This window comes from Pantoea sp. B270, assembly GCF_018726825.1.
GTDB classification, from domain to species: Bacteria; Pseudomonadota; Gammaproteobacteria; order Enterobacterales; family Enterobacteriaceae; genus Pantoea; species Pantoea dispersa.
Map to the genome: position 1 here is coordinate 45,327 of NZ_JAHCSX010000003.1, position 26,604 is coordinate 71,930.

Consider the following 26,604-nt stretch of genomic DNA (forward strand, 5'->3'; position numbering starts at 1 on the left):
AACCAAGTAACTTTCAGCATCACACCAGCCCTCGCTCAGCCATTGATACTGTGTCAGTTCCTGCCACGATAAAGTGATCAAGTAACCGCACATCCAGCATTTCCAGCAGTTGCTGAAGCTTTTTGGTCAACCGGATATCGCAACGGCTGGGTTCGGGCTCACCGCTGGGGTGGTTGTGGACAAGGATGACTGCGGCGGCATTATGTTTCAGTACAAGCTTGATTACTTCGCGGGGGTGAACGCTGACCGTATTCAATGTACCCCTGAACAAAGTTTCCCGATGTAACAGCTGATTCTGATTATTGAGCAAGATTATGCCAAACTCTTCATGTTCAAGCGGTGCCAACTCAACCATTACGCACCGCCTGACATCATCAGGACAGGATAGCTGAACGCCATACTGATAATACCTGCTGATAATGTCGCGCGCCTTATCAAGGATGCGGGTTTCACGTTGGTTAAACATCGTCATGTCAGAACTCCCGTTCAATAAAATAGATAGCATCTGCAAATAGCTGGCGGCGAGTCAGACCAATGCGCAGTGAGAAGGCTTTACGTGGCATAGTGGTGCGCCCGTTACTGTCGAAGAACCAGAGAGTTTCCTCGTCCATTTTGACCAGAAGTGACCAGTGAAACTGATCGCTGAGAAGGATGAGGCGGGAATGGTCAGTGACGTCCAGAAACCGCTGCATTTCCCTGAAAAGTCGTCCGTCTGCCAGCCCCTTCTTTCCAGCAAAGGGTTTGGTTATTTCAACCGGGAACTGACGGCTGTAATGTCCTTTCTGCAAAACCTGAGCCATCAGCCAGTCGAGGCGATCTTCCTCAATACCTTCGGTCAGCCATTCATTTAAAGGCCAACGCAGCTGATAGGTCTGAGTAAGCCGATTCATTAGTGGGCGTCGCTTAACCTTCCCGTCATATAACCAGCTCAGCATATTAACCAAGCAATAAGCACCGCAAAGGCTGTCCAGTTCTCCCTGTTGAGACGCACGTATCCCTCTGTTTGCAGTCACAGATAATGTCTCCGTTGTATTTAATGATTAATCAGTGCGGTGGGATTAGCTTTCCCAACTGACGGTGAGCGAGTAGGCCTTCAGAAAGTGATAGTGGACAAAGTTACGCTGCCATAGCTCAAAAATGTCGCGCCCTTCTCCTGGATGTAAGTCACCAACGAAAGACAGGAATACATAACGCTGGCTCCAGCTAAAATCAATATCTTTTTCAAGCTCAGGGTAAAGCCCCATATATTTGAAGTCGGTGATGTAATCGAAATACCATTCATCGTTTCTGGACGTCAGTCTTATCTCTACAGGATGATATCCACCGTTTTCAGCACTGTAATTGAAATCTTTGAATAATAAAGTGACTGCCCGAACATTGGGTCTGGTGGGTGGCCTCCTAGATATCTCTTTAAATATAATATTAATTAACTCCTGACTTACGGGCATAGAAAGCCCTTCCTGACGGATAATATTCATGCTCATCTATTCCGGTAAATATATAATGGGTTAATAACAACATTGCAACTCACTACCCCCCATTTTTAACGCTTAAATGATAAGCGTCCGCCCGACAGAAGGGATATAGAATGAAGTGGCACATTGGTTATTAATTTGGTATATCAGTGACTGAGTAATATTACACTATCCAGTAATGACATTTTACCAGGAATAAAAATCAAGAGCAAATAGTTTCACCAAGGAACTAATTTTATTTTGTGAATTCATCAAGGAATATAATCAAAATTTTCTTTTTATCATGATCGAGTTTCATCCAAACTTGATCGAGTCGTTGCTTTAGTTCCATATCATGGCCTGTCAAATACTTCGGTTGCATTTCGTCAAAGTTGAAATTATCCATACAGTCTATAAAGAACCAACTTATCGGTGTCTTTAAAGCAACCGCAATTGTGATCAAATGAGCAATATTGATCTTATTCGTCCCGCGCTCATAACGAGAAAGCTGTTGCTGCGAAATATCAATAGACTCCGCCAGCTCAGCTGCGGTTAATCCTGCCTCCTTACGTCTGGCCTGAATACGCTGTCCTACCAGCTTATCCGCTGAGTCTGCCACGAGCTTAACCATTACATGATCTCCAGTACGTCCATAAAAGGAAGTCTGGGGCCTTTTTACACTTGCATGAACATCACTAATGGACATAAAATCACTAAAAATTCCTTTTATAGACCTGATGTGGAAAAATTTGCTGATCAGGTCTTTAACGTAGCTTGTAACCCCACGGGTTGATAGGTGGCTGGTTAGGGAGAGCATTGTGGCAACCACCATTAGTGAAATAACTGACTGCTTTGAGTACTTTTTCAGCTCCCTTTACCGGCGCGAATTTGTCAAAACATTGCGTCTGAATGAATGTAACGAGCGTGAACTACTACCATTAGTTCGTTGCTATTTACTGGGCTGGTTTGCGGATAACCTCTCGCCGGAAGTAAAAAGCAAACTACCAGGATCGGTATCCGGTCATGGGCTCATTGATTTTGTCATTGACGATGTGGCCGTTGAGTTTGCCGTCCGTAAGCCAACAGCAGCTCGTTCTAATGTCTCCGCAACCGTTAATAGCACTGAGGTGAAGAAATTAATGAAGCACGACGGCAAAGCTCTGCTTGTCCTGTTTGACTTCTCTATCACACCCTACTCGGAAGCTCAGATTGAGGCTTTTCGCGACTGGCCTTCTCTCGGTCGTGGCAATCATAAAAAGTCAGCGTTTAATGTCGCCTATTTTTATGTAGAAAAACGTAGACCACTCACATTCGGTAAAATCACCAAAAATATTCGTATTAATTGACAAGGAAAAACGATGAAAAGAGTCATTTTAGCCACACTGATATTTAGCACATCTACACTGGTTAACGCTGCGGAATACGTTAAAAAGAATGGATATCTGGAAATAACGAATCATAAAGAGTCTGCCGAGTTTTCAATTAACTCATCAACACCGGATGGCTCAGGAGTATGCAACATGGAAGGGAATGCAAGTGCAATTTCAGCCAGCACGGGACAAAGAAAACGCTGGCTTTGGAATGATTCGTCAAACCAGTGTGTAGCTGTTATCAGTGAATTATCGACGGGAGGAGCTACAGTTATGACTAAAGGGTGCGAGGATTACTGCGGGAGTTCAGCGACAGGCACTATGGATGGAGTGTATAAACCAAAGTGAAAGACAGCCAGAGAATATCCCCTGACACAATCAACATTACAGAAACAATCAAGAACGAAAATGATGCACCCACCGACCTCCTGTATGAACAGACCCTTGAGTTAATTTTTAATGAAGGATTAAAAGTTGTCAAAGTAAGTACTGTACAGCATCATTTTAGAATAGATTACAACCGGGCCGCTAATATTCTTGAGAAAATCAGAAATTCAAATTAAGACTATGATTAAAAACACAAGAGAAAACCACATGTTTAAAATTTTCATTAGTTTAGTTATTGCTTTTATTCTCTCTGGGTGCAACGAAGACACACCTAAATGCAGCAGTACTGATGCAAAGAACTTAGTTATTGATATCTCCCGCAAGGAGATTGAAAAATCATTAAAACTGGATGCGGACGTGTTAATTTCCGTAAACAACGTCAGAACACTGAGTCACGACTCAAAGTTAGATGTGTATCAGTGTGCAGCTGATCTGACATTCACTAAGCCGAATTTAAAGCAAGACATCCCAATAACTTATCGCATTCAAAAGGTTGATGAAGGAAAAGGTCAATTCTACATTAATGTTTATGGTATTTAAATAAGATTAGGCAGGGCCACCCTGCCTAATAAAAAACAAAATTAACATACAAACAATGCGGACCATTATTAAAATCGAATTTAACCTACTGCCCACCCACAATTTTGAACGGATTTTCCAGTCCGGCTAAAAAGTTCTTATCAATGCTTTTGACACAACTCGTCTCTCTAGTCAATCTATCATAAATATCCTGATGTTTTTTTGTAGCTTTATCAGATTCTTTTCCGCAATCAATACTCAAAACCCGCCCATCCTCCATATAGAAAAGTGAGTATGAGTAAAGATTACCATTATTTCTCAAAGACAAAAACGAATATTCAAAATCAACTTCATTGATAAAATCATTCCATACAACCAAATTAATCTTGGAGCTTTTAAAGCCTTTTATTTTATTTGCTGGCACTGAGTCATATGTACAACCATGAAAACCAGGAAAACGTAGTATGTCATTCATTAAATAAGTTATTACTGGATAAAACCTTACATCATCATTATTTATCAAGTCCAAAAAAGGTTTCGTTCGCCCGGAACTTTTACTTAACGTAAAAAAAGCCATCTCGCGATTGATAGTAAATTGAGATCTTAAAAAACAATCACCATCTTTAACTTTGCACTCTACTTCGGCAGTTTCAGGCGAGTCCGAGAGATACATTACCCTTGAGTCTTTTTCATTATACCTCCCTGGGGTTAAATTCACTAATTTAGGATTTGGCGGGTAGAAATCGCTGATTTTTATTCCACCATTTATAAAGCGCACCGCATCATCATTTTGAATTACTCTTACTCTTGAAAAAACAGTTTTCTTTGGAAAAACTTTAGTCTCAGCCCTGAAGGCTGATATTTTGAATTGGAAATTTGGATGGCTTTTAAATGAATCATACATAGCCATATCTATATAGTCACTAAGAGGTTTTCTAGAAGGGCCTGGAAACATGATCTTATGAATTAATCTTTTGTACCCTATGACACCTATATCTTCATTGAATATTTTGAAATCCATATCTCAAACACCTATTTAAAATAAATCACAGATAAAACCACCTCATTATAAAGGTGTATAGAAAAACTCTTCCACATCAACAACCTTAAATAAACAATCCTCATCATCATTTATAAGGTGTTGATTCTCAATTTCATTTATATGGCTCCTAGCAGACCTAATCAACGCCTCATAATAATCATTAGATAATTCGCTCTCGTCTGGACTGTCAAGTAGCAAAAAGTCTGGGGTTACACTTGGGTCATAATCGTCTTGGTGGCGAATTGACCAAATCATCCCAGCTAAAAATGACGATTTAACCGTGTAATAATCAAACCCTCTAATAAAGCTCTCGCGTAATGAAGTATACTCTGGGTTCTGCAAATCCCATGACATTATAGTAATGAACAATAAATGCAGATATCGATTCCTGACTTTAGGATGAGGATGCGACACATCAAAGTTTGTTAGATTTTCATACGCTGAGGGATTGATATAATAGAATAGGTTAAATAAAGAACTTTGAGCATATAATAAGCAATACACATTTTGAGGCATAAAAACATCATTTTTCAACATCATTCTAAATGTTAAATAAAGCCCCTCCATATCAGCCAATATTTCCCTTGCCTGACTATCAATTTCATTTGAAGGTATCTCATCTCCAACCTCAAGAAACTCCTTGTGAATTCCAGAAGCATTATTTTTCTTGAATTTATAATGACCTTGAACGTGATGGCTTAATTCATGAAAAAATACCCATGACAGCATGCATTCATACATTGTGAAGCGGCATATATAGTCATCGATACTGAATTGACTTTCTTCAGGGACATTATTTTCGACTCCCATTAAATTTAAACATTCAGCTACAAAATTCGACTTTATGATTTTGGGAGGGATACCTCCTTTAAATAACAGCTCCGCCCCTTTAAATTGATCATCAAAAACATTAAAACCCCAACCATCTTTTTCTAGCTTCTTACAATATGCAGGATAAGCCAAACACTCTTTATATATAGCACGTAGCATTCCATAAGTTACTTCTATGGTCGCTTTATATGGATAAGCCGGGTAACTTATTACCCTTGCATTCACTCTTTCGTCAAGAGTTAATTCGTAGGTTAAATCACCTCCATATTTATTAAAAATCGCATCATTCGCCCACGCTGAAAGGTTTGAGAAACACATTTTAGCCGTCAACTCTAACCAATCTAACGGTGCGCATTTATTTTCAAGATCATCTCTATAATCTTCCATAGTTAACATCCTGTTTTTATGTTAAAGACTATTATTTTAACCACATTATTTCATAATGTTTTCAAGGTAATCAGACCAACTTTGGAGCCACTTTTTGCATTCTGCATCGTAGGCATAAAGATTATATATACCTTCAACTCCTCCTCGTGTGTGCCCCAAGATCGCTTCAGCAACTTCGTTAGGACATTGTATACGAGACAAACCTGTACGAACTGTACGTCGTAAGTCATGAGGCGTCCAATGAGGTATATCAAGCATTTGTCCACTTTCCCGCAACCGCCATGAGTTCTCAGTGAGATACTTCTGCTGTATAGGTTTTTTAGTTGCTTGTGAAGGGAATAAATAGTTATCGGAAGTCATGCGGAGAACTTTAAGAAAATCGATAGCCTGCTTTGATAACTGAACATATCGTTCAACACCCGTCTTCGTTTCTTTTAGATGGATTGTGCCTTTCTCAAGATCAACATCCTTCCATTCCATATTGCACACTTCACCCGTACGGCACCCCGTCCATAGAGTGAGTCTAAGGACGTTTTTAATCGTTGGCGTATAGGCTGAACCCGGTAACCACTTTAGAAACTTTGCAAGCTCAGATTCACTAAGCACTCGTGTCCCACGTCCATTGGTAAGCTTGATACGGGTTTGTTTTAGGCTTGATTTAGCAAGCAATGCTGGGTTGGCGAAATCATCAGTAAAACGCCCCAAACCTATTGCAAACTCATAGGCGAGCGATAGTTCCCGCAACACATTACCCGCTTGAACATTGGCACCTCGGGCAACAATACTGCTAACCAAATCTATCACGTCTTTTCGCGTAATATCCTTGGCGATCCGAGTGCCTAAGTGTTTGACTGCATCACCATATAGTGTACGGCGCACCTCACTCTGCCCTTTTTTCTTTCTGGCGCCAGCGACAATCTTCCCATCTGCCGTTTTGCGATCTTCAATCCTTTGAGTGAGATATAGCTCGACTAATCCTTCAACGGTTAGCTCAGGGATGATGACCTTACTAGATTCTTCTATTAACTTTGCCTTTGCAGCTTTACCTTCAGTGGCAGGGCATCGCCCTTCCTGACGCAGCAATTTTAGTTCGTGCAACTTAGTACGAGCGATTGCAAGACTGACTTGAGGGAAGTTACCGATTTTGACTTGAACCAGCTTGCCAGTGACTGGGCTAGTGTAACGATAGAAAAAGGACTTAATGCCAGTTTTCCCGCATGATACGCGCAAACCTCTGTTTTCTCCGACATCAGCTTTATCGCTATCGCCAGATTTCATTGTTTCGAGCGCCCTCGAAGAAAGGGGCTTGCCCGCAGGTTTTCCTGTCATACAGACTCCGTTATCATATTCTCCACGTACTCGTGAAAGAAAATGTAGGTTGTGGCTATTAGAGCTACATTTTACCAATCTACAGTTTGGCAAGCTACACTTTAACCTACAGTAAAATGTAGGATTTCATGAGATCCAGTGAGACAACGTGAGAACAAATGATAATCATAAAATCACTTAACTATCTAATTTTTATGATAATGGACATCTCAATACAATGAGTGCATTAGAAAATATCACTTCCCACACGCCTATGATGCAGCAATACCTGCGCCTGAAGGCCGATCATCCTGACATCCTGCTGTTTTATCGCATGGGCGATTTCTATGAGCTGTTCTACGACGATGCCAGACGCGCCTCGCAGCTGCTGGAGATCTCGCTGACCAAACGCGGTGCGTCCGCCGGTGAACCGATCCCGATGGCCGGCGTGCCCTATCATGCCGTGGAAGGCTATCTGGCGAAGCTGGTGCAGCTGGGCGAATCGGTGGCGATCTGTGAGCAGATTGGCGATCCGGCACTCAGCAAAGGGCCGGTTGAGCGTAAAGTGGTGCGCATCGTAACGCCCGGCACCATCAGTGATGAAGCGTTACTGCAGGAGCGCCAGGATAACCTGCTGGCAGCCATCTTCCAGAGCCAGCGCGGTTTTGGCTACGCCACGCTGGATATCAGCTCCGGGCGTTTCCGCCTCAGCGAGCCGGGCGATGTCGAGACCATGGCGGCCGAACTGCAGCGCACCAATCCGGCAGAGCTACTTTATCCGGAAGATTTGCAGGCCATGACGCTGATCGATCAGCGCCGTGGCCTGCGCCGCCGTCCGCTGTGGGAATTTGAAATCGACACCGCGCGTCAGCAGTTGAACCTGCAGTTTGGCACGCGCGATCTCAGCGGCTTTGGCGTCGAGCAGGCGCATCTGGCGCTGCGCGCGGCGGGCTGTCTGCTGCAGTATGTCAAAGATACGCAGCGCACCTCACTGCCGCATATTCGTTCACTGAGTATGGAGCGCCAGCAGGACAGCGTCATTATGGATGCGGCCACCCGGCGCAATCTGGAAATCACCCAGAATCTGGCGGGCGGCAGCGAAAATACGCTCGCGGCGGTGCTGGATAAAACCGTCACGCCGATGGGCAGCCGCATGCTGAAGCGCTGGCTGCATATGCCGCTGCGCGACGTAGCCACCATCACGCGCCGCCAGGAATCAATTGCCGAACTGCAGTCGCTGAGCGAAGAACTGCAACCGGTGCTGCGCCAGGTAGGCGATCTGGAGCGTATTCTGGCACGTCTGGCGCTGCGCACCGCGCGTCCGCGCGATCTGGCACGCATGCGTCATGCCTTCCAGCAATTACCAGAACTCAATACCCAGTTAGCGGGCGTGGCCGCACCTCATCTGAATGTGCTGCGCGACCGGATGGGGGATTTCAGCGAACTGCGCGAACTGCTGGAAAGCGCCATTATTGAATCGCCGCCAGTGCTGGTGCGCGACGGTGGTGTTATCGCGCCCGGCTATAACGCCGAGCTGGACGAGTGGCGCGCGCTGGCCGACGGCGCCAGCGACTATCTTGACCGCCTGGAGATTCGCGAGCGCGAAAAACTGGGGCTGGATACGCTGAAGGTTGGCTTCAACGCTGTGCACGGCTATTACATCCAGGTCAGCCGCGGACAGAGCCATCTGGTGCCTATCCATTACGTCCGCCGCCAGACGCTGAAAAATGCCGAGCGCTATATCATTCCCGAACTGAAAGAGTACGAAGACAAGGTCCTCACGTCGAAAGGCAAAGCGCTGGCGCTGGAAAAGAGCCTGTATGACGAGCTGTTCGATCGCCTGCTGCCGCACCTCGAAGCGCTGCAGCAGAGCGCCGCGGCGCTGGCTGAACTGGACGTACTGGCCAACCTGGCCGAGCGCGCCTGGACGCTCAACTATTGCCGCCCGGTGCTGCAGGAGAAAGCCGGGATTCGCATCACCGCCGGTCGCCATCCGGTGGTGGAACAGGTGCTGAAAGAGCCGTTCATTGCCAACCCGCTGTCGCTCTCGATGCAGCGTCGCATGCTGATCATTACCGGCCCCAACATGGGCGGTAAGAGTACTTATATGCGGCAGACGGCCCTGATTGCGCTGATGGCCTGGATCGGCAGCTATGTGCCAGCGGAAGAGACGGTGATCGGCCCCATCGATCGCATCTTTACCCGTGTCGGTGCCGCTGACGATCTCGCCTCCGGTCGCTCTACCTTTATGGTCGAGATGACCGAGACCGCCAACATTCTGCATAACGCCACCGAAAACAGCCTGGTGCTGATGGACGAAATCGGCCGCGGGACGTCCACTTATGATGGCCTGTCGCTCGCCTGGGCCTGTGCCGAAAGCCTGGCGAATCGCATCAAAGCCATGACGCTGTTTGCCACCCACTACTTCGAGCTCACGACCCTGCCGGAGAAAATGGAAGGCGTGGTGAATGTGCATCTTGATGCGGTGGAACACGGTGACACCATCGCCTTTATGCACAGCGTGCAGGATGGCGCCGCGAGCAAGAGCTACGGCCTGGCCGTGGCGGCGCTGGCCGGTGTGCCGAAAGAGGTGATTAAGCGTGCGCGCCACAAGTTAAAAGAGCTGGAAGCGCTGTCGGGCAGTTCTGCCGGCTCAACGGTGGAGGGCTCACAGCTGCCGCTGCTGGTGGCGGAAACCTCGCCGGCAGTGGAAGCGCTGGAAGCGCTCGATCCGGACAGCCTGACGCCCAAACAGGCGCTGGAGTGGATTTACCGTCTGAAAACCCTGATGTAATCAGTCACCGGCGCGTTCGCGGCGCGCCGGCCTGAATGACAGGCATAAAAAAACGGTGACCTTATGGTCACCGTTTTTATTGCCAGCTACGGCTTATTCGCGGAACAGTGCTTCGATATTCAGACCCTGCGTCTGCAGAATTTCACGCAGACGACGCAGACCTTCTACCTGAATCTGACGGACACGCTCACGGGTTAAACCGATTTCGCGGCCCACATCTTCCAGCGTTGCCGCTTCATAGCCTAACAGGCCGAAACGACGCGCCAGCACTTCACGCTGCTTGGCATTGAGTTCAAACAACCACTTAACGATGCTCTGTTTCATATCATCGTCCTGCGTGGTGTCTTCCGGACCGTTGTCTTTCTCATCGGCCAGGATATCCAGCAGCGCTTTCTCGGAATCACCGCCTAACGGCGTATCAACCGACGTAATGCGCTCGTTGAGACGCAACATACGGCTTACGTCATCAACTGGCTTGTCCAGCTGCTCGGCGATCTCTTCCGCACTCGGCTCATGGTCCAGCTTGTGCGACAGTTCACGCGCGGTACGCAGGTAAACGTTCAGTTCTTTAACAATGTGAATCGGCAGACGAATCGTACGGGTTTGGTTCATGATAGCCCGTTCAATGGTCTGACGAATCCACCAGGTGGCATAAGTTGAGAAGCGGAACCCGCGTTCCGGGTCAAACTTCTCTACGGCGCGAATCAGGCCGAGATTACCCTCTTCAATCAGGTCCAGCAGCGCCAGACCACGATTGCTATAACGACGGGCAATCTTTACCACCAGGCGTAAGTTACTTTCGATCATGCGACGACGAGAAGGAATGTCACCGCGTAATGCGCGACGGGCGAAGAACACCTCTTCTTCCGCCGTTAACAGTGGTGAATAACCAATCTCGCCGAGGTAAAGCTGCGTCGCATCCAGAACGCGTTGCGTCGCACCCTGTGACAGCAACTCTTCTTCAGCTACTTCATTATCACCAGGTTCGTTCTCAACGAGAGCCTTCTCATCAAAAACCTCAGCTCCGTTCTCCTCGAATTCCGCATCATCGTGTAACTCATTAACTTTCAGCGTATTCTGGCTCATAAGCGGCTCCTACCCGTGATCCAAGGGCAGAACACCTAAGGTTCTGCCGGATTATCGCTGCGGTAAATAACGCAACGGGTTTACGGATTTCCCCTTGTAACGAATTTCAAAGTGCAATCTTACTGAACTGGTTCCGGTGCTACCCATGGTAGCGATTTTTTGCCCCGCCTTAACTTCCTGTTGTTCCCGGACCAGCATGGTATCGTTGTGGGCGTAGGCACTCAGGTAATCATCGTTGTGTTTGATGATAATTAAATTACCGTACCCGCGGAGCGCGTTGCCTGCGTATACCACTCTTCCTGATGCAGTGGCGACGACAGGTTGTCCACGCGACCCGGCGATATCGATCCCTTTGTTTCCGCCTTCCGCAGCGGAGAAGTTATCGATGATCTTCCCATCAGTCGGCCAACGCCAGCTTCCCACTGGTGTTGTGCTATTAGTTGTGCTGCTAACTGTGGGCGGTGCGGTAACCGGAGCTGTGGTCGTTGCCACATTATTTGCCCCTTTCGACGGCAGCATTTTCCCGCCTGTCGAACCCGAATCATCAGAATACGTAATAACAGGTTGCTGTGCAACAGGGGTGGATTTAATTTGCGTCTGATTCGATGCCACCGGAACGCCGCCCTGCGTGGCATCCGCTGCGGTTATCGCGTTACCACCGGTGATGGTCTGACCGTTACCGTTACCCACCTGTAATGTCTGCCCGGCGCTCAGGCTATAGGGCGCCGCGATATTATTGCGCTGTGCCAGATCGCGGAAATCATTGCCGGTAATCCAGGCAATATAGAACAGCGTATCGCCTCGCTTAACGGTGTAGGTTTCACCGCCGTAGCTGCCTTTAGGAATATTCCCATAATTGCGATTGTACACAATACGACCATTTTCGGTGGTCACATTATTATTGCCACTAACCATTCCACCCGCAGGCGCGGCTGATGGTGTACCATCGCTTAACATTCCACCACGCGGCATCGCCGGCACGGTGCTGTTCTGCGCGGCGATCATGCCGCCGCCTGTGGTGGGAGCAGCAGCCATACCGCTGTCGCCGCTGTTGCTGCCAATCTGGCTGATGGGGGCTTGTGTGTTGTCGCCAGAGCTACAGCCTGCCAGCCAAAAACCGACCAGTGAAAGTGCCGCCAGACGGCGTAATTGAAATACTGTGCTTCCCGTGCTCATTGATCCCCCGTGATGGCAATCCTGGATAAAACTGTGTGTCGACGTTGACCGCATGATTCACTATCTGTGCCGTCAAAAACGCGCTTTCGCATTGATTAACAAGGATAGTAACAATATCAACTGCGCCATGCCATGTAACGATTGTGAAGAAATACGTAAGATGGCTTTATGCCAGATCGCCCTGAACCAGCGGCACAAAGCGCACCGGCTCAATCGTTTCTTCAATGATTTCACCACCCTGACGACGCAGGCGCTTAAGTACCTGCTGGTCCTCACCCACCGGCAGCACCATTTTGCCGCCTTCTCCCAGTTGCGCTATCAGCGCAGTCGGAATTTCTGGCGGTGCGGCAGTCACAATAATGGCATCAAACGGCCCCCGCGCGGCCCAGCCCTGCCAGCCGTCGCCGTGGCGTGTGGAAATGTTATGCAGATCGAGCTGCTTCAGGCGGCGTTTCGCCTGCCACTGCAGCCCTTTGATGCGTTCAACCGAGTAAACGTGGTTAACCAGATGCGCGAGAATGGCGGTCTGATAACCCGAACCGGTGCCAATTTCCAGCACGCGCGAGGTCGGGTTCAGCTCCAGCAGCGCCGTCATGCGCGCCACCATATAAGGCTGAGAAATGGTCTGGCCGTTGCCAATCGGCAGCGCCACATTTTCCCAGGCTTTATGTTCAAAAGCCTCGTCAATAAAGCGTTCACGCGGGACATCAGCGATGGCTTTCAGCAGATGCTCATCGTGAATACCCTGCGTGCGCAGTTGGGCCAGAAGCGTTTCGATGCGCCGGTTTACCATGCCGGATTCACCTCAGCCTGGTACAGCCCGTCGCCTGCCCTCTTCCGCGCCACGCCGGCGCCAGGATCAACCTGTCGTAATGTCTTCACGCCAGGGAACACGCCAATGCCGGGAGTCTGAATTCCATCATCGTTGCTGAGCCGTATCCGCATCTGATTCTGACCTTTTTCATTAACCGGTCCACCGACCGCCGCGCCCGTTTTGCGCCTTCAGCGGCGCAAGCGGTCCTGCGCTGGCGGCACAAGGATGTTTGCATTCTAGCGGTGAGGCGCGGGAAGTGATAGGCGTAAATCACGCAACCGTCGGCAGTTGTCGCAACAATAAGCAGTCAAACGCAATGGCACCCAGTAAAAAGCCCGGCGAAAAGCCGGGCTGATTTATCACCTCAGTGACGATCCGGTAAGCTCACCGCATACAGATACCAGGCCGAGTGCGGCAGCCAGCCTTCCGCCCAGCGCCAGTCGTCATCCTTCCGTGTGACCGCATAACCTTCGTCAAAGGCGATACCGTCCGCCACCTGATTCGACGCGCCGGTGATGCCGTTGACGATACCGCCCGGCAGCGTGGTGTATTTCCACGAATTGAAGAACAGATAGCTGATGTGACGATAGCCGCTGCCAGTCAGCATGCTGACGTCGTACGGATTATGACCGAGGATCCAGTTGAGCTGATCCCAGGCATAGCTCTGCAGCTGCTGCGTAAAGGCTTTATCGTCCGCGAACAGCGGCATCGCCTGACGGGCGGCGGCGGCCAGCGAGGCGATACGCGCGTTTTCGCCCTGCCACCACGGCGCAGCTTCGCTGTCGTGCGGGAAGAAGAAGCTGGTGCGCTTCACGCCGTCTTTCAGCTGAATCAGCTGGCGCGCATAGCCAAACGGGTTATTGCTCTCTTTAGTCACCGCCAGTTCAAAGCCCAGCGAGCGTTTTACCGTCTGGCGGATGTTCGCCTGCTGCGCCTGTGGCGCGATGCGCGCGTACTCCAGCAGCGCAATCACCGGCAGACCGGCATCGGACGGATGGAAGAACGGGCGTTTTTCGCCGTCGGCACGCCAGTAGTCATGCCAGTTATCCAGCGACGTCAGTCGCGCCATCAGACTCTCCGCGCGCTGCTGCGCCGCAGCCAGATAGACCGCTTTTTGCGAGGCGCGGTACAGCTCGGTTGCCGCCAGCAGCGCGGTGTAATCATCCACAATGTTCTCTTTGCCGTCGTTCACCATGCGCAGATTATTTTTCTGCAGGAAGGCAAAGGCATCTTCTGCGGTTTGCAGATACTGCTGCCGCGTGAAGTTACCGTCATTCTCCATGGTGCTGGCCAGCGCCAGCGCGGCAATTGACATGCCGGCACCGGAGCGGAAGCTGGCCTGCCACGCCAGCGGGCCGACCGCCTCCTCTTCAACAATGGTGGAATCTGACTCCTTCTCTTTAATCTGCGTGCGCCAGTTGGGATTGGCGATCACCCGGTCCTGAGCCAGCTTCTCTTTGCCCGGCGACGAGATCGCCTGGAAGAAGGATTCACCCGGCCGCTTCATGCGCACCAGGAAATCGGCACCGTACAGCCCTTCGTCGAGCATGCGCCGGCGATACTCATCAAAGTTCGGGTTATCCCGCGCCCCGAGATTTTGATAACCGCGCAGTAAACTCCACGCCACCAGCGGCGCCTGCTGCGGATTGAAGTAAGAGGTCAGATTCTGGTGCGACAGGTGCACGCCGTAATCGCCGGTGGCGTCATACCAGCCGCCGTGGACGTCAACCGTACCGCTGCCGGTGCCCGGTGGCAGCGGCAGTTTGCGGTCCGCCTTATCGAACAGGCCGGTGACGCGCTGGCTTTTGAAATAGGCAATCACATCGGACAGCGTATAGCGCTCGAGCAGATCGGCACCAATAATGAACGGCCCGGAGCGCACATCGCCGTCGCTGCTGGTGGTTTGCAGCACGTAGCGGCCCGGCGTTTGCCAGCCGGAGAAATCGGCACGATAGAAGGTGCGATCGCCCCAGCCCGGCACGTCCCCCTGCGGCTGCAGCGTGCCGCTCAGCACCGCTTTATTGGTCTCATTATCCAGTAGGGTAAATTTCACCGGCGGTTTAGCGCGCGAGTCGCCGGTAAGCTGCACGATAGCGTTTTTCGGCGCGGCAACATCGTAGCCGACCTGATTGATTAAAACGTGGGTTTCGGCGTGCGCCAGCCCGGCCAGTAACAGCGCTGCGGTCAGCGCGGAGAAGCGAATCCTCATGGTCATCATCCTTAGTGTCGTGAGTGATTGAACAGGCTAAAAGGGGCAATCATCATGAATTTGACGTCCTTTTCATCCTGGAAAACATTGCCATAGCCGCCGCCCCAGCTGGGGTTATCGCTATGGTTGTTGTAGGCGGTGAGATGCAGCTTAAATACCGTGTCTTTGGCCCAGCCGGACTGCACCTGCCACACCAGATCGCCATTGATGGCGGTTTCCGTCAGGCGCTGCTGCTGCGACCAGTCGCCGCCGCGCGCCGGTTTACCGTCCCAGCCCCAGGCGAACGAGCCACCGATGCTGACGCCCGGCCAGACGATGTCGCTGAGATCGATCATCAGGCCTGCAAACAGCGCTTTTTCGCCGTCGGCGTTGAAGTCAGAGCGCGAATCCCACCACATATCGATGCGGCCCGCGGAGTTGGGATAGATCGGCGTCATCGCCACGGTGTAGTAACCTTGTTTCCCCGGTGCGTGTACCGCGCTGCCCTCGAGCCGGAACTGGTAGCGATCCCACTGGTACGCCAGCGTCAGGCCCTGCTGCCAGGCAAATTCATCGTAAACATCATGGCGACCGGTACGATCCTGCGAGCCGTAGAACTGCCAGCTGACGCTGAACGGGTTATCCCACAGCGTGGTCTGACGCGCCGCTTTGGCGAAATATTTGTCGAGATAATGCGGAGATTCACCCCACGCCAGCTCCAGCGTGTTGCCGTTTTTGAAGTCATACTTCGCGCCCAGCGAGTGCAGATAAGGAATGCGTGTTTGCCGGTCGATTTCGCGAAACTCGTACATTTTGCGATACCACGGTGCTTTGTACTTGTTGGCGCCCATCCACGACAGCGACAGCGCGCCGGCAGCGCCATAGTCATAGACCGCTCCGACTTCCACGCCCTGGTAGGTGCCGGGCAGAAATCCCCATTGGGTGCCAAGCAGCGTCTGACCGCTCGGCTGGATATAACCGGCCCGCAGCCAGTAGTCGCCGGCTTTGAGTTTCAGCGCTGCACGGTAGAGATCCAGCCCGTTACGTTCGCCAACGCCACGGTCTTCCCACATCGAAGGCCCGTGACTGAAGCTGATCTCGTTGGGATGCGCCGGGCTGCCTTCAAACAGATCCCAGGTGGCGAAGGCCGCCACATCAATGCCCACGGTATCGGCCAGATAGCCGGACTGATAATCGAGCGCGCCGGTCAGCGTGCTGTGATGCAGGTTGGTCTGATAGTGCTGATAGTGCGCGCTGTGCGGATCGAGATCTTTACGCTCACGGTGGCGCTGCCAGTAATAGACGGTGCCCTCCAGCGTGCTGTCTTCAACAAATCCTTCCGCCAGCGCCGGCGGTGCCGCGCCCAGCATCAGGGTGGCCAGCGGCAGCAGCGCTGCCTTTTTTCTCCTGGTGAATGTGTTCATGACCTTTCCTTAAGGTGCACGCGGCCCTGCGAAGCAGCCGCATGCGATTTCCCTGTTTTGGTGTTAACGAATCAGCGCATCAGGCGCCGGTTTTATTCACGCTGCGCAGCGTCCAGCGGCCGTAAATCAGCGTCAGAATGAATGGGGTGAGGAAAGCCACGGCAATTGCCGCCACTTCATAGATCATCTTCGACTCCGGGCCTTCGAACAGGCCAAGTTCAAACACATTCAGCACCGGCAGGAAACTGTAAGTTTTCACCTGCAGCAGCCCGGTGATGCCACCGCCGAGCGCCGCGCCGATGCAGCCGAAGATAAACAGCATGCGGTACTTGAGATTGACGCCGTACAGCGCCGGTTCGGTGATGCCAAAGAACGCTGACAGCGACGCCGAGATTGCAATCTGCCGGTCGCGCAGGCTGCGGGCGATGAAGATCGCGCCGGTAACCGCGCCAAACTGCCCCATCACCGCCGACATAAACATCGCCATGATGGTGTCATAGCCCTGAACCTGAATATTGATCAGCGCCAGCGGGATGATGCCCCAGTGCACACCAAACACCACGAACAGCTGACCAATGCCCGCCAGCAGCGCGCCGGAGATCATCGGGCTGAGCTGATAGAGCCAGCTGTAGCCGCTGGCGATGCCGACGCCAACGTAATCTGCCAGCGGGCCAATCACCGTGAACACCACAAAGCCGCAAATCAGCAGCGACAGGCACGGCACAAACACCAGCGCTGCCACCTCGGGGATCCACTGTTTCAGTCGGTGCTCAACCTTGCTCAGCAGCAGCACCGCCAGAATTGCCGGAATCACCGCGCCGCCGTAAATCTTCAGGCTGATGCTCAGGCCGAACAGCGCGAAGTGCGCCGGCAGATCCGGCTGGGTCAGCGGAAACACCATCGCCGCCGTCAGCGCCAGCGCGGTGAAACGGCTGGCACCGAAACGGTCTGCCGCGGTAACCGCAATAAACAGCGGCAGAAAGACAAACACCCCGCTGGCCAGCGCGTTGAACACGGCGAACAGCAGGTCATCGTCCGCCACCCAGCCCTGCGTCTGCAGCAGCACCATGATGCCTTTGATCACCCCGATGCCGGCCAGTACGCCAATGTAGGGCGTGAAGATAGCGCCGAGCGTGGCCAGCATTTTGCCCGCAACGCCGCGCTCGTCTTTGCCGGGCTTCGCCGGCTCGGCCACCGGCGCTGCGCCCTGCTGCATCGCCTGATACAGCTGTTCGACCTGCGGCCCGACCACAATCTGCAGCTGTCCGGACGCGTTCACCACGCGGATGACGCCCGGCAGGCTACTGATGGCCGGCATATCGACACTGGCCAGATCGTTTATCGTCAGCCGCAGCCGCGTGGCGCAGTGTGAAATATGGCTGATATTATCGTCGCCGCCGACCTGTTCCCTGATGGCCTGCGCCAGCTTCACGTAATCGAGTTTCATTGTTGTTATCCTTATGGCTCGCGCCCGGCGTTAGTCGTAATCACCCGGTTTGGTTTTGCTCTTCATCGCCACACCAAAATCAGTGAATATGCGCTGCGGCAGATTGTTGCCTTTGGCTTCAGCGATGTGATGCGCGAGGATCTGGAACGGAATCACCATCAGCAGCGGCGCCGTCCATTCGCTGACCTCCACGCCGAGCGCCAGCGTGCGCGCATCATCGCTCTCCCCGAGACACAGACTCCAGACGTGCGGCGTCACGCGCTGCTCATACTGGCGCAGCAGCTGCAGGCGTTCGCGCACCGGTGCCTCGACGTCGATAAAGAACAGTCGGTGTTGCGGATTGATTTCGAAATAGGGGCCGTGCATAAACGCTTCCAGTTCAATGCCCTGCGACGGCACGCGCACCGTTTCGCTGAATTTGGTCTCCATCTCTTTGATCACGCCAATCGCCGGACCAAAGCCAATCGAGATAAAGCGTGGCGCCGCAGTGAGATCGTCCTGCCAGCGCTGCCAGAAGCGCTCGGTGCGGGCGATGATGTCCGGAATCGCGTCGACGCCGCGCTGCAGTTGCGCCAGCGCCTGCTGCTCCTGCTCTGCACTGAGGCGACCGCTGTGGCGCGCGCTGTGTACGCCAATCAGCATCAGCGTCAGGATCGTGGCGACATAGCCTTTGGTGACATACCCGACGCGCTCCTCGCCGTTCATGATGTCTACGGCGTGATCCACCGCCTGCGCCAGCGGACTGGTGATTTTGCTGGTGATGCCCCAGGTTGCCACGCCGTGCTGTTTTTTCAGCGCGTCAATCGCCGCCAGCGTCGAAGTGCTCTCGCCGCTCTGTGAAATCGCGATCACCAGATCGGTCGCCGGATCCCACTGCTCGTAGTGCTGAAAATGGAACGGCTCCTGCACGCTGATGCGTACGCCGGTCAGTTGCTCAACGTAATATTTGGCGCTGAGCGCAGCGTTGATGCTGGAGCCGGTGGCCAGAATCAGCACTGTTTTTGCCTTGCCCAGCACCGGTAATCCCTGCGGATAGCGCGCCAGCAGATGGCTCAGCACCTCGGGTTGCTGGTGGATGTAGGTCATCATGGTGGGTTTCATTACCGCTCCTTAAACTGTTTTCCCGCCAACCTGAAAACGTTTTCAGGTTGTGCGCCAACTTATTTAATGGCGCATATTAAGTCAACGTGAGGATCGTGAAATTGCGATCGCGCTAACAAAGCGCAAGGAAAGCAGGCGGAACGTTTAAGGGGAGAAGATCAGGCGGATTCGCCGGGGATCAATACCGGCTTTAGCGGTGCGCTGCAGCGCGCGTGCGGGCTTAAGCTGCCGTCCAGTTGCGCCATCATCATGGTGATAATGTTTTGCCCCAGCTGCGGATTCTGGTGATCGACGCTGGTCAGGCGCGGGATAAAATACTCGCTGCCGGGGAAGCGCTCGCAGCTGATGACCGCGACCTGCTCAGGCACGTCAATGCCGCGATCGCGTAACGCGCGGATCGCGCCCATCGCCACGCGATCGTTGATTGCCACCAGCGCCTGCGGTTGCTCTGCCTGCTGCCACAGCGTATCAATCGCCTGATAGCCGTGTTCAGGATAGAAGTTATTCAGGCAGATCCAGCTGTCGCGCGGCGTAATGCCGGCCTGCTGCAGCGTGGCGTGGAAATGACTGACGCGCTCGCGCGTCACCCACACTTTGCGCGAACCGCCAATAAACGCGATATCACGCAGGCCGCGCGCCAGCAAATGATTCACCGCCAGCCCGACGCAGTGCTGCTGGTCGCGCATCACGCACGGCCAGCGGCCAGCAGGATGCGGCTGCCCCACCACCACCACCGCCATTTTGTCCATCAGCGATTCCAGCAGCGTCAGGTAGCCGGATGGAATCGGCGCGTAGTCGCTGTGACCGCCGAGCACGATCACCCCATCGATCTGGCTATCGATAATCGACTGAAAAATCGCGCTTTCGTCATCGTCGTGCTGAGGGCTGCGGTTGGCCGACTGGGTATCGTACAGGGTGATTTTGTAACCGATGGCCAGACAGGCCTGCTGAATCTGCGCCACCAGCGTGACGAAGTAAGGGTTAGTGATGTCAGAGACGATCACCGCGAGCGTATAGCTCTGGCGCGATATCATGCCGCGCGCCATCAGGTTGGGGCTGAACTGATGCTCGGCAATCACCTGTTCCACCCGCGTGCGGGTTTTTTCCGACACCCACGCATGCTTGTTGAGCACGCGCGAGACGGTAGTGATCGACACACCGGCGAGTACGGCAATATCCTTGATGGTGAGATTTTTGCTCATCGTCGCCGGGTTCGCTTATTCGTCGCCGAGCGGGGCCGCCGCGCCGTTGCTCAGCAGCTCACGCACTACGCTGGTGGCAAAACTGCCGGCCGGCAGCCAGAACTGCAGCTCAAGCGTGACGTCATCCCACCAGCTCCACTGCAGATCTTTCGGCACCACCAGCATGGCGCGCCGCGCCGCATCGACGCGTTCACGCTCCAGCAGGCCCAGCAGATCGGCCGCGCCCGCCAGCTGCTGCTGTTCAAACGCCAGCGTTTCGCCCTGGGTGCCCGGCTCGCCGCGCCCGGCCAGCGGCGCGGTAATGCGCAGCTCGTGGTTATCCACACGCTGCTGCAGCGCAGGTAACTCGTCCGCCTGGGCAACAAACCAGCTGCCGCGCCCGCTGAGCTGCAGCGCATCGCCGGGCTGCACGCGATCCAGCGCACCGTCACGCTGCAGGCGCGCGCTGGTCAGCTGATTGAACAGCTGGCTGCGCGCCGCCGACAGCAGAATGCCTTTCATACTGCGGTCGCGTGGACGGAATTTCTCCTCTGCCCACAGGCGCGCCTGCGTCAGGTTATTGCCGCCGCGGCCAAAGCGCTGTTCACCAAAGTAGTTGGGCACGCCCTGCTGCTGAATCCGCTGCAGCCGCGATTCCACCTGCGCGCGATCGGACACCTGACGTACCACCAGACGAAACGCATTGCCCGCCAGCGCGCCGGTGCGCAGTTTACGCTTGTGGCGAATCACCTGCAGGATCTCCACGCCTTCCAGCTGGAAGCCGGCAAGGTTGGGCATCGCCGTGCCCGGCACGCGGAAGCACAGCGTCTGCTCGGTGACTGCATGGCGATCTTTCATGCCGGCATAGCTGAGATCGCGCTGATGCACGCCGAGAAATTTGGCGATTGCCTCAGCGACAAAACGCGTGTTGCAGCCAATTTTACGGACGCGCACCAGCAGCTGCTCGCCTTCGCCATCATAGGGATAGCCGAGATCTTCAATTACCACGAAATCTTCGGGACTGGCTTTGATCACCCCGGTAGCAGCGGGCACGCCGTGCAGGTAGAGCAGCTCACTCATGCCCGATCGGCCTTCACCAGCAGCGCCACGGCTTCGCAGGCAATGCCTTCACCGCGACCGGTGAAGCCCAGCTTCTCGGTGGTGGTGGCTTTGACGTTGACATCATCCATGTGGCAACCGAGATCTTCGGCGATGTTGACGCGCATCTGCGGCACGTGCGGCAGCATTTTCGGTGCCTGAGCGATGATGGTGACATCGACGTTGCCGATGCGGTAGCCCTTCTGCTGAATGCGACGCCAGGCTTCGCGCAGCAAACCGCGGCTGTCGGCGCCTTTGAATGCCGGATCGGTGTCCGGGAACAGTTTGCCGATGTCGCCCATCGCCACCGCGCCCAGCAGCGCGTCGGTCAGCGCATGCAGCGCCACATCGCCGTCGGAATGCGCAATAAAGCCCTGTTCGAAGGGAATACGCACCCCGCCAATCACCAGCGGACCTTCGCCGCCAAACGCGTGCACGTCAAAACCGTGACCGATACGCATCATGCGTGCTCCTTTAACTGAATCTGAGTGAGATAGAAGGCCGCCAGCGCCAGATCTTCCGGCCGCGTTACCTTAATATTGTCGCTGCGTCCGCTGACCAGCTCAGGATGATAACCGCAATACTCCAGCGCCGAGGCTTCATCGGTGATGGTCGCGCCTTCATTGAGCGCGCGCGTCAGGCAGGCGGTCAGCAGCGCATGCGGGAAAAACTGCGGCGTCAGCGCATGCCACAAATCATCGCGTTCGACGGTATGCGCAATGGCACCTTTGCCGGGCTCCGCGCGCTTCATGGTGTCGCGCACCGGTGCCGCCAGAATCGCGCCGACTTTGCTGTGCTCACGCACCGCCAGCAAACGCGCTAAATCATCGGGATGCAGACACGGACGCGCCGCGTCGTGCACCAGCACCCAGGCGCTGTGGCGGATGGTCTGTAATCCGGCCAGCACCGACTCGGCGCGGGTTTCGCCGCCGGTGACGCGCAGCACGCGGGCATCCTGCGCCAGCGGCAGGCTATCGAACCAGCCGTCATCCGGGCTGACTGGCACCACCACCTGCTTTACCGCCGGATGCGCCAGCAGGCGCGCCACGCTGTGCTCGAGCAGGGTTAACGGACCGATGGTGAGATACTGCTTCGGACAGGCGGCCTGCATGCGGCTGCCGATACCGGCAGCCGGCACCACGGCAATCACATCCGCAGAGGAAGAGAGCTGATTCATGGTTTATCGTTGTTGATTCTGCGCCGCTTGTTGCGCATTACGTTTGTTTTGGTCTGGCACCAGACGATAGAAAGTCTCGCCAGGCCTGATCATGCCCAGCTCGCTGCGTGCGCGTTCCTCAATCGCCTCTGAACCGCCATTGAGATCGTCAATTTCGGCAAACAGCTGATCGTTACGCGCTTTGAGTTTGGCGTTATTCGCCTGTTGTGACGCCACGTCTTCGCTGACGCGCGTGTAATCATGGATACCGTTCTTGCCCAGCCACAGAGAGTATTGCAACCATCCCAGCAGCACGAGCAGCAGTAACGTCAGTTTTCCCATCCCCGCCCCCTGAAAAACGGCTCAATCATCCCATAACTTGACGCCGGACTCCACTGCGGCAGCGAAAATGGCGCGCAAGCAGATTTGTCTGGACAAATAATGACGGGGAAAGCGCCGGACGGCAGGTAAAGTTTTGTAACCTGCCGATGCGTTTGCACATCAGCGCCGGATTACCAGCCGGAGAGAAAGGAGAACAGCAGCCAGAACAGGCACACCACCACCAGGGCGGTGATCAGGCCGCTCCACCACAGCCGGCCACGCAGCATCAGGCTGAGCACGATGCCAATCAGCACCGAAACCGGCAGCAGCGCGAGGAAAAAAGGCCAGGTGTAGAGAAAGAAAAACAGCGTGTTAGAGCCGTACAGCAGAAACGGGATGCCCAGCGCACACCAGTACGAGAGAAAGCCGATCACGCCGCCCGGCAACGATGAGCGTGGCTCATCCGGGGTGCGTTCATCTTTGCGTGCCAGCATGGGGGTAACGTTCTGCATAGAGATCCTGTTGACGCTAAGCGCGGCAAACCGTGAGATTTGCCGCTGTCGGTTCAGGATCTGATGATATCGTGGTGGCGCAGCAGGTCTAACAATTGGCCGGTCAGTTTTGTAACCAATTGTTCACCATCCAGCTGGATTTCCGGCGCGTCTGGCGCCTCGTAAACGCTGTCGATACCGGTGAAGTTACGCAGCTCGCCGGCACGGGCTTTTTTATACAAGCCTTTCGGATCGCGCGCTTCGCACACCGCCAGCGGCGTATCGACGAACACCTCGATAAACTGCCCGTCACCGAGCAGATCGCGCACCATCTGGCGCTCGGCACGGTGCGGCGAGATGAACGCCGTCAGCACCACCAGTCCGGCATCCACCATCAGTTTCGCCACTTCGCCCACGCGCCGGATATTCTCTTTGCGGTCTTCATCGCTGAAACCGAGATCGCGGCACAGGCCGTGACGCACATTGTCGCCGTCCAGCAGATAGGTGCTGACGCCCAGCCGGTGCAGCGCCTGCTCCAGCGCACCGGCCACGGTGGATTTACCCGAGCCAGAGAGCCCGGTAAACCACAGCACCACGCCACGATGGCCGTGCTGCTGTTCGCGTTCAGCGCGCGTGACCGGATGGTCATGCCACACCACGTTTTCGTCGTGCTGCGCCATTACTGACCGCCCAGCAGGTCGCGCGCGTTCCAGTGCGGGAAGTGACGGCGCACCAGCGCGTTCAGCTCCAGCTCGAAATCACTGTACTGGCCAGCCTGACTGCGCGCGGCGCTCAGCGGCTGATGGATCATGCCGGCGCCGACGGTCACGTTGCTCAGGCGATCGATAAAGATCATGCCGCCGGTCACCGGGTTCTGCTGGTAAGCATCCAGCACCATCGGTTCATCGAAGGTCACTTCTACCAGACCGATGCCGTTGAGCGGCAGGCTGTCGACCGCGCGTTTTTCCAGCGTATTGATCTCCACCTGATGGAGAATCTTTTCGACGCGGCCACGCGCTTTCTTACCGGCAATTTTCACTTCATAGCTTTGTCCCGGCTGCAGCGGCTGTTCCGCCATCCACACCACGTCGACGGTCGCGGACTGCACCGCCTGCAAATCGGCTGCGGCATCCACCAGCAGATCGCCACGGCTGATGTCGATCTCATCGTTCAGCACCAGGGTAATCGCCTCACCGGCGGCCGCCTGCTGCAGGTCGCCGTCAAAGGTGACGATACGCGCAACGCTGGATTCCACACCGGACGGCAGCACTTTCACCCGCTGGCCGACGCTGACCGTACCTGACGCCAGCGTACCGGCATAGCCACGGAAGTCGAGGTTCGGCCGGTTAACATACTGCACCGGGAAGCGCATCGGCTGCGTGTCGACCACGCGCTTCAGCTCTACCGTCTCCAGCACGTCGAGCAGCGTCGGGCCGCTGTACCACGGCATGGTTACGCTCGGGGTGGCGACGTTATCGCCTTCCAGCGCCGACATCGGCACAAAGCGGATATCAAGATCGTCCGGCAGCTGCGCGGCAAAATCGAGGTAATCCTGTTTGATCTGCTCGAAGGTCTCCTGGCTGTACGCCACCAGATCCATCTTGTTAATCGCCACCACCAGATGTTTGATGCCCAGCAGCGTGGCGATGAAGCTGTGGCGACGGGTCTGATCCAGCACGCCTTTGCGCGCATCGATCAGCAGGATCGCCAGATCGCAGGTTGAGGCACCGGTCGCCATGTTGCGGGTGTACTGCTCGTGCCCCGGCGTGTCGGCGATGATGAACTTGCGCTTCTCGGTGGAGAAATAGCGATAGGCCACATCGATAGTGATGCCCTGCTCGCGCTCGGCCTGCAGGCCATCGACCAGCAGCGCCAGATCGAGTTTCTCGCCCTGGGTGCCGTGGCGTTTGCTGTCATTGTGCAGCGACGACAGCTGATCTTCATAAATCTGGCGCGTATCGTGCAGCAGACGGCCAATCAGCGTACTTTTGCCGTCGTCGACGCTGCCGCAGGTGAGGAAACGCAGCAGGCTTTTGTGTTGTTGCGCGGTCAGCCAGGCTTCAACGCCGCCCTGCTCGGCAATCTGTTGGGCAATAACGGTATTCATCGGCGTCTCCTTAGAAATAACCCTGACGTTTTTTCAGTTCCATCGAACCGGCCTGGTCGCGGTCAATCACGCGCCCCTGACGTTCACTGGTGGTGGAGACCAGCATCTCTTCAATGATTTCCGGCAGCGTCTGCGCCTCGGATTCCACCGCGCCGGTCAGCGGCCAGCAGCCGAGGGTACGGAAACGCACCATACGCTGCTTAATCACTTCTCCCGGCTGCAGGTTGATACGATCATCATCAATCATCATCAGCATGCCGTCGCGCTCCAGTACCGGGCGCGGTGCAGCCAGGTACAGCGGCACGATTTCGATGTTTTCCAGGAAGATGTACTGCCAGATATCCAGCTCGGTCCAGTTGGAGAGCGGGAACACGCGAATGCTTTCGCCTTTGTTGATCTGGCCATTGTAGTTGTGCCACAGCTCCGGACGCTGGTTTTTCGGATCCCAGCGGTGGAAACGATCGCGGAACGAATAGATACGCTCTTTGGCGCGCGACTTCTCTTCGTCACGGCGTGCGCCACCGAATGCCGCATCAAAACCGTATTTGTTGAGCGCCTGCTTCAGGCCCTCGGTTTTCATGATGTCGGTATGTTTGGCGCTGCCGTGCACGAACGGGTTAATGCCCATCGCCACGCCTTCCGGGTTACGGTGCACCAGCAGCTCTGCGCCCATCGCTTTCACGGTGCGATCGCGGAACTCGTACATTTCACGGAATTTCCAGCCGGTATCAACGTGCAGCAGCGGAAACGGCAGCGTGCCCGGATAGAAGGCTTTGCGCGCCAGATGCAGCATTACCGAGGAGTCTTTACCGATGGAGTACATCATCACCGGATTGCTGAACTCGGCCGCCACCTCGCGGATGATATGGATACTCTCTGCCTCCAGCTGGCGCAGATGAGTGAGACGATTTTGGTCCATAAT

At 54.1% G+C, this 26,604-nt stretch carries 27 protein-coding genes; 4 read left to right on the plus strand and 23 right to left on the minus strand.

Annotated features, from left to right (window positions below):
- Nucleotides 1-19: 19 nt before the first annotated feature.
- The 4 genes from radC to KOL70_RS19870 form a co-directional block, all read right to left on the minus strand.
- Complete coding sequence (radC, locus tag KOL70_RS19855) at nucleotides 20-472, minus strand: DNA repair protein RadC (RefSeq protein WP_215481445.1); 453 nt, start codon at nucleotides 470-472, stop codon at nucleotides 20-22.
- Nucleotide 473: 1 nt separating this feature from the next.
- The gene (locus KOL70_RS19860) at nucleotides 474-935 is read right to left on the minus strand and encodes a hypothetical protein (protein ID WP_058771194.1); all 462 of its coding nucleotides are present in this window, start codon (nucleotides 933-935) and stop codon (nucleotides 474-476) included.
- Between the two features lie 123 nt (nucleotides 936-1,058).
- Entirely contained in the window at nucleotides 1,059-1,478 is a 420-nt protein-coding gene (locus KOL70_RS19865) for a DUF2787 family protein (RefSeq protein WP_254185899.1), read from the minus strand.
- A 232-nt stretch (nucleotides 1,479-1,710) separates the two neighbouring features.
- Nucleotides 1,711-2,085, minus strand: coding sequence for a helix-turn-helix domain-containing protein (locus KOL70_RS19870; RefSeq protein WP_045814444.1), 375 nt, complete (start codon nucleotides 2,083-2,085; stop codon nucleotides 1,711-1,713).
- Nucleotides 2,086-2,272: 187 nt separating this feature from the next.
- Between KOL70_RS19870 and KOL70_RS19875 the strand changes: the two genes are divergently transcribed.
- From KOL70_RS19875 to KOL70_RS19890, 3 genes are all read left to right on the plus strand, one after another.
- Nucleotides 2,273-2,800 (plus strand): hypothetical protein, encoded by a 528-nt coding sequence (locus KOL70_RS19875; RefSeq protein WP_215481446.1) that lies wholly within the window; start codon nucleotides 2,273-2,275, stop codon nucleotides 2,798-2,800.
- 12 nt (nucleotides 2,801-2,812) lie between these two features.
- Nucleotides 2,813-3,172 carry an acyl-CoA dehydrogenase gene (locus tag KOL70_RS19880; protein ID WP_215481447.1) on the plus strand — a complete coding sequence of 120 codons (360 nt, stop codon included), beginning with the start codon at nucleotides 2,813-2,815 and terminating at the stop codon, nucleotides 3,170-3,172.
- A gap of 246 nt (nucleotides 3,173-3,418) precedes the next feature.
- Entirely contained in the window at nucleotides 3,419-3,751 is a 333-nt protein-coding gene (locus KOL70_RS19890; protein ID WP_215481449.1) for a hypothetical protein, read from the plus strand.
- An 85-nt stretch (nucleotides 3,752-3,836) separates the two neighbouring features.
- Here KOL70_RS19890 and KOL70_RS19895 read toward each other — a convergent pair whose 3' ends face one another.
- From KOL70_RS19895 to KOL70_RS19905, 3 genes are read right to left on the minus strand one after another with little or no spacing between them, the layout of a single operon-like run.
- Nucleotides 3,837-4,751, minus strand: coding sequence for a hypothetical protein (locus tag KOL70_RS19895; RefSeq protein ID WP_215481450.1), 915 nt, complete (start codon nucleotides 4,749-4,751; stop codon nucleotides 3,837-3,839).
- Nucleotides 4,752-4,796: 45 nt separating this feature from the next.
- On the minus strand, nucleotides 4,797-5,990 hold the full coding sequence (locus KOL70_RS19900; protein ID WP_215481451.1) for a hypothetical protein: 1,194 nt from the start codon (nucleotides 5,988-5,990) through the stop codon (nucleotides 4,797-4,799).
- A gap of 45 nt (nucleotides 5,991-6,035) precedes the next feature.
- Complete coding sequence (locus KOL70_RS19905; RefSeq protein ID WP_215481452.1) at nucleotides 6,036-7,319, minus strand: site-specific integrase; 1,284 nt, start codon at nucleotides 7,317-7,319, stop codon at nucleotides 6,036-6,038.
- Between the two features lie 217 nt (nucleotides 7,320-7,536).
- On the opposite strand from KOL70_RS19905, the gene mutS reads away from it, so the two are divergent.
- Entirely contained in the window at nucleotides 7,537-10,092 is a 2,556-nt protein-coding gene (gene mutS / locus KOL70_RS19910) for a DNA mismatch repair protein MutS (RefSeq protein ID WP_215481453.1), read from the plus strand.
- 93 nt (nucleotides 10,093-10,185) lie between these two features.
- Here the strand turns inward: mutS and rpoS are convergent, their stop codons facing one another.
- The 16 genes from rpoS to cysD all read right to left on the minus strand — a co-directional run bounded on the left by rpoS (nucleotide 10,186) and on the right by cysD (nucleotide 26,601).
- The gene (gene rpoS, locus KOL70_RS19915) at nucleotides 10,186-11,178 is read right to left on the minus strand and encodes an RNA polymerase sigma factor RpoS (protein WP_021507339.1); all 993 of its coding nucleotides are present in this window, start codon (nucleotides 11,176-11,178) and stop codon (nucleotides 10,186-10,188) included.
- Between the two features lie 51 nt (nucleotides 11,179-11,229).
- Nucleotides 11,230-12,354, minus strand: coding sequence for a murein hydrolase activator NlpD (nlpD, locus tag KOL70_RS19920; RefSeq protein WP_215481454.1), 1,125 nt, complete (start codon nucleotides 12,352-12,354; stop codon nucleotides 11,230-11,232).
- 166 nt (nucleotides 12,355-12,520) lie between these two features.
- The gene (locus KOL70_RS19925) at nucleotides 12,521-13,147 is read right to left on the minus strand and encodes a protein-L-isoaspartate(D-aspartate) O-methyltransferase (RefSeq protein ID WP_021507341.1); all 627 of its coding nucleotides are present in this window, start codon (nucleotides 13,145-13,147) and stop codon (nucleotides 12,521-12,523) included.
- A gap of 385 nt (nucleotides 13,148-13,532) precedes the next feature.
- Entirely contained in the window at nucleotides 13,533-15,377 is a 1,845-nt protein-coding gene (locus KOL70_RS19930; RefSeq protein ID WP_058780259.1) for a glycoside hydrolase family 9 protein, read from the minus strand.
- A gap of 11 nt (nucleotides 15,378-15,388) precedes the next feature.
- Nucleotides 15,389-16,780, minus strand: coding sequence for an OprD family outer membrane porin (locus KOL70_RS19935; protein WP_215481455.1), 1,392 nt, complete (start codon nucleotides 16,778-16,780; stop codon nucleotides 15,389-15,391).
- 79 nt (nucleotides 16,781-16,859) lie between these two features.
- The gene (locus tag KOL70_RS19940; protein ID WP_141496294.1) at nucleotides 16,860-18,227 is read right to left on the minus strand and encodes a PTS transporter subunit EIIC; all 1,368 of its coding nucleotides are present in this window, start codon (nucleotides 18,225-18,227) and stop codon (nucleotides 16,860-16,862) included.
- 30 nt (nucleotides 18,228-18,257) lie between these two features.
- Nucleotides 18,258-19,328 carry an SIS domain-containing protein gene (locus KOL70_RS19945; protein WP_215481456.1) on the minus strand — a complete coding sequence of 357 codons (1,071 nt, stop codon included), beginning with the start codon at nucleotides 19,326-19,328 and terminating at the stop codon, nucleotides 18,258-18,260.
- Nucleotides 19,329-19,486: 158 nt separating this feature from the next.
- Nucleotides 19,487-20,530 carry a LacI family DNA-binding transcriptional regulator gene (locus KOL70_RS19950; protein ID WP_059010919.1) on the minus strand — a complete coding sequence of 348 codons (1,044 nt, stop codon included), beginning with the start codon at nucleotides 20,528-20,530 and terminating at the stop codon, nucleotides 19,487-19,489.
- 15 nt (nucleotides 20,531-20,545) lie between these two features.
- Nucleotides 20,546-21,589, minus strand: coding sequence for a tRNA pseudouridine(13) synthase TruD (truD, locus tag KOL70_RS19955; protein ID WP_215481457.1), 1,044 nt, complete (start codon nucleotides 21,587-21,589; stop codon nucleotides 20,546-20,548).
- On the minus strand, nucleotides 21,586-22,068 hold the full coding sequence (gene ispF / locus KOL70_RS19960) for a 2-C-methyl-D-erythritol 2,4-cyclodiphosphate synthase (protein ID WP_031279680.1): 483 nt from the start codon (nucleotides 22,066-22,068) through the stop codon (nucleotides 21,586-21,588). The genes truD and ispF overlap by 4 nt, the downstream gene beginning before the upstream one ends.
- The gene (ispD, locus tag KOL70_RS19965; protein WP_021507349.1) at nucleotides 22,068-22,784 is read right to left on the minus strand and encodes a 2-C-methyl-D-erythritol 4-phosphate cytidylyltransferase; all 717 of its coding nucleotides are present in this window, start codon (nucleotides 22,782-22,784) and stop codon (nucleotides 22,068-22,070) included. The genes ispF and ispD overlap by 1 nt, the downstream gene beginning before the upstream one ends.
- Nucleotides 22,785-22,787: 3 nt before the next feature.
- Nucleotides 22,788-23,105, minus strand: a complete 318-nt coding sequence (gene ftsB, locus KOL70_RS19970; RefSeq protein ID WP_021507350.1) for a cell division protein FtsB — start codon at nucleotides 23,103-23,105, stop codon at nucleotides 22,788-22,790.
- A 170-nt stretch (nucleotides 23,106-23,275) separates the two neighbouring features.
- Nucleotides 23,276-23,596, minus strand: coding sequence for a DUF3561 family protein (locus KOL70_RS19975; protein WP_021507351.1), 321 nt, complete (start codon nucleotides 23,594-23,596; stop codon nucleotides 23,276-23,278).
- A gap of 53 nt (nucleotides 23,597-23,649) precedes the next feature.
- Nucleotides 23,650-24,255: an adenylyl-sulfate kinase gene (cysC, locus tag KOL70_RS19980; protein WP_021507352.1), complete on the minus strand. Its 606-nt coding sequence runs from the start codon at nucleotides 24,253-24,255 to the stop codon at nucleotides 23,650-23,652.
- Entirely contained in the window at nucleotides 24,255-25,682 is a 1,428-nt protein-coding gene (gene cysN / locus KOL70_RS19985; protein ID WP_058775992.1) for a sulfate adenylyltransferase subunit CysN, read from the minus strand. Before cysN ends, cysC begins: the two co-directional genes overlap by 1 nt.
- A 10-nt stretch (nucleotides 25,683-25,692) precedes the next feature.
- The gene (cysD, locus tag KOL70_RS19990) at nucleotides 25,693-26,601 is read right to left on the minus strand and encodes a sulfate adenylyltransferase subunit CysD (protein ID WP_021507354.1); all 909 of its coding nucleotides are present in this window, start codon (nucleotides 26,599-26,601) and stop codon (nucleotides 25,693-25,695) included.
- Nucleotides 26,602-26,604: the final 3 nt, after the last annotated feature.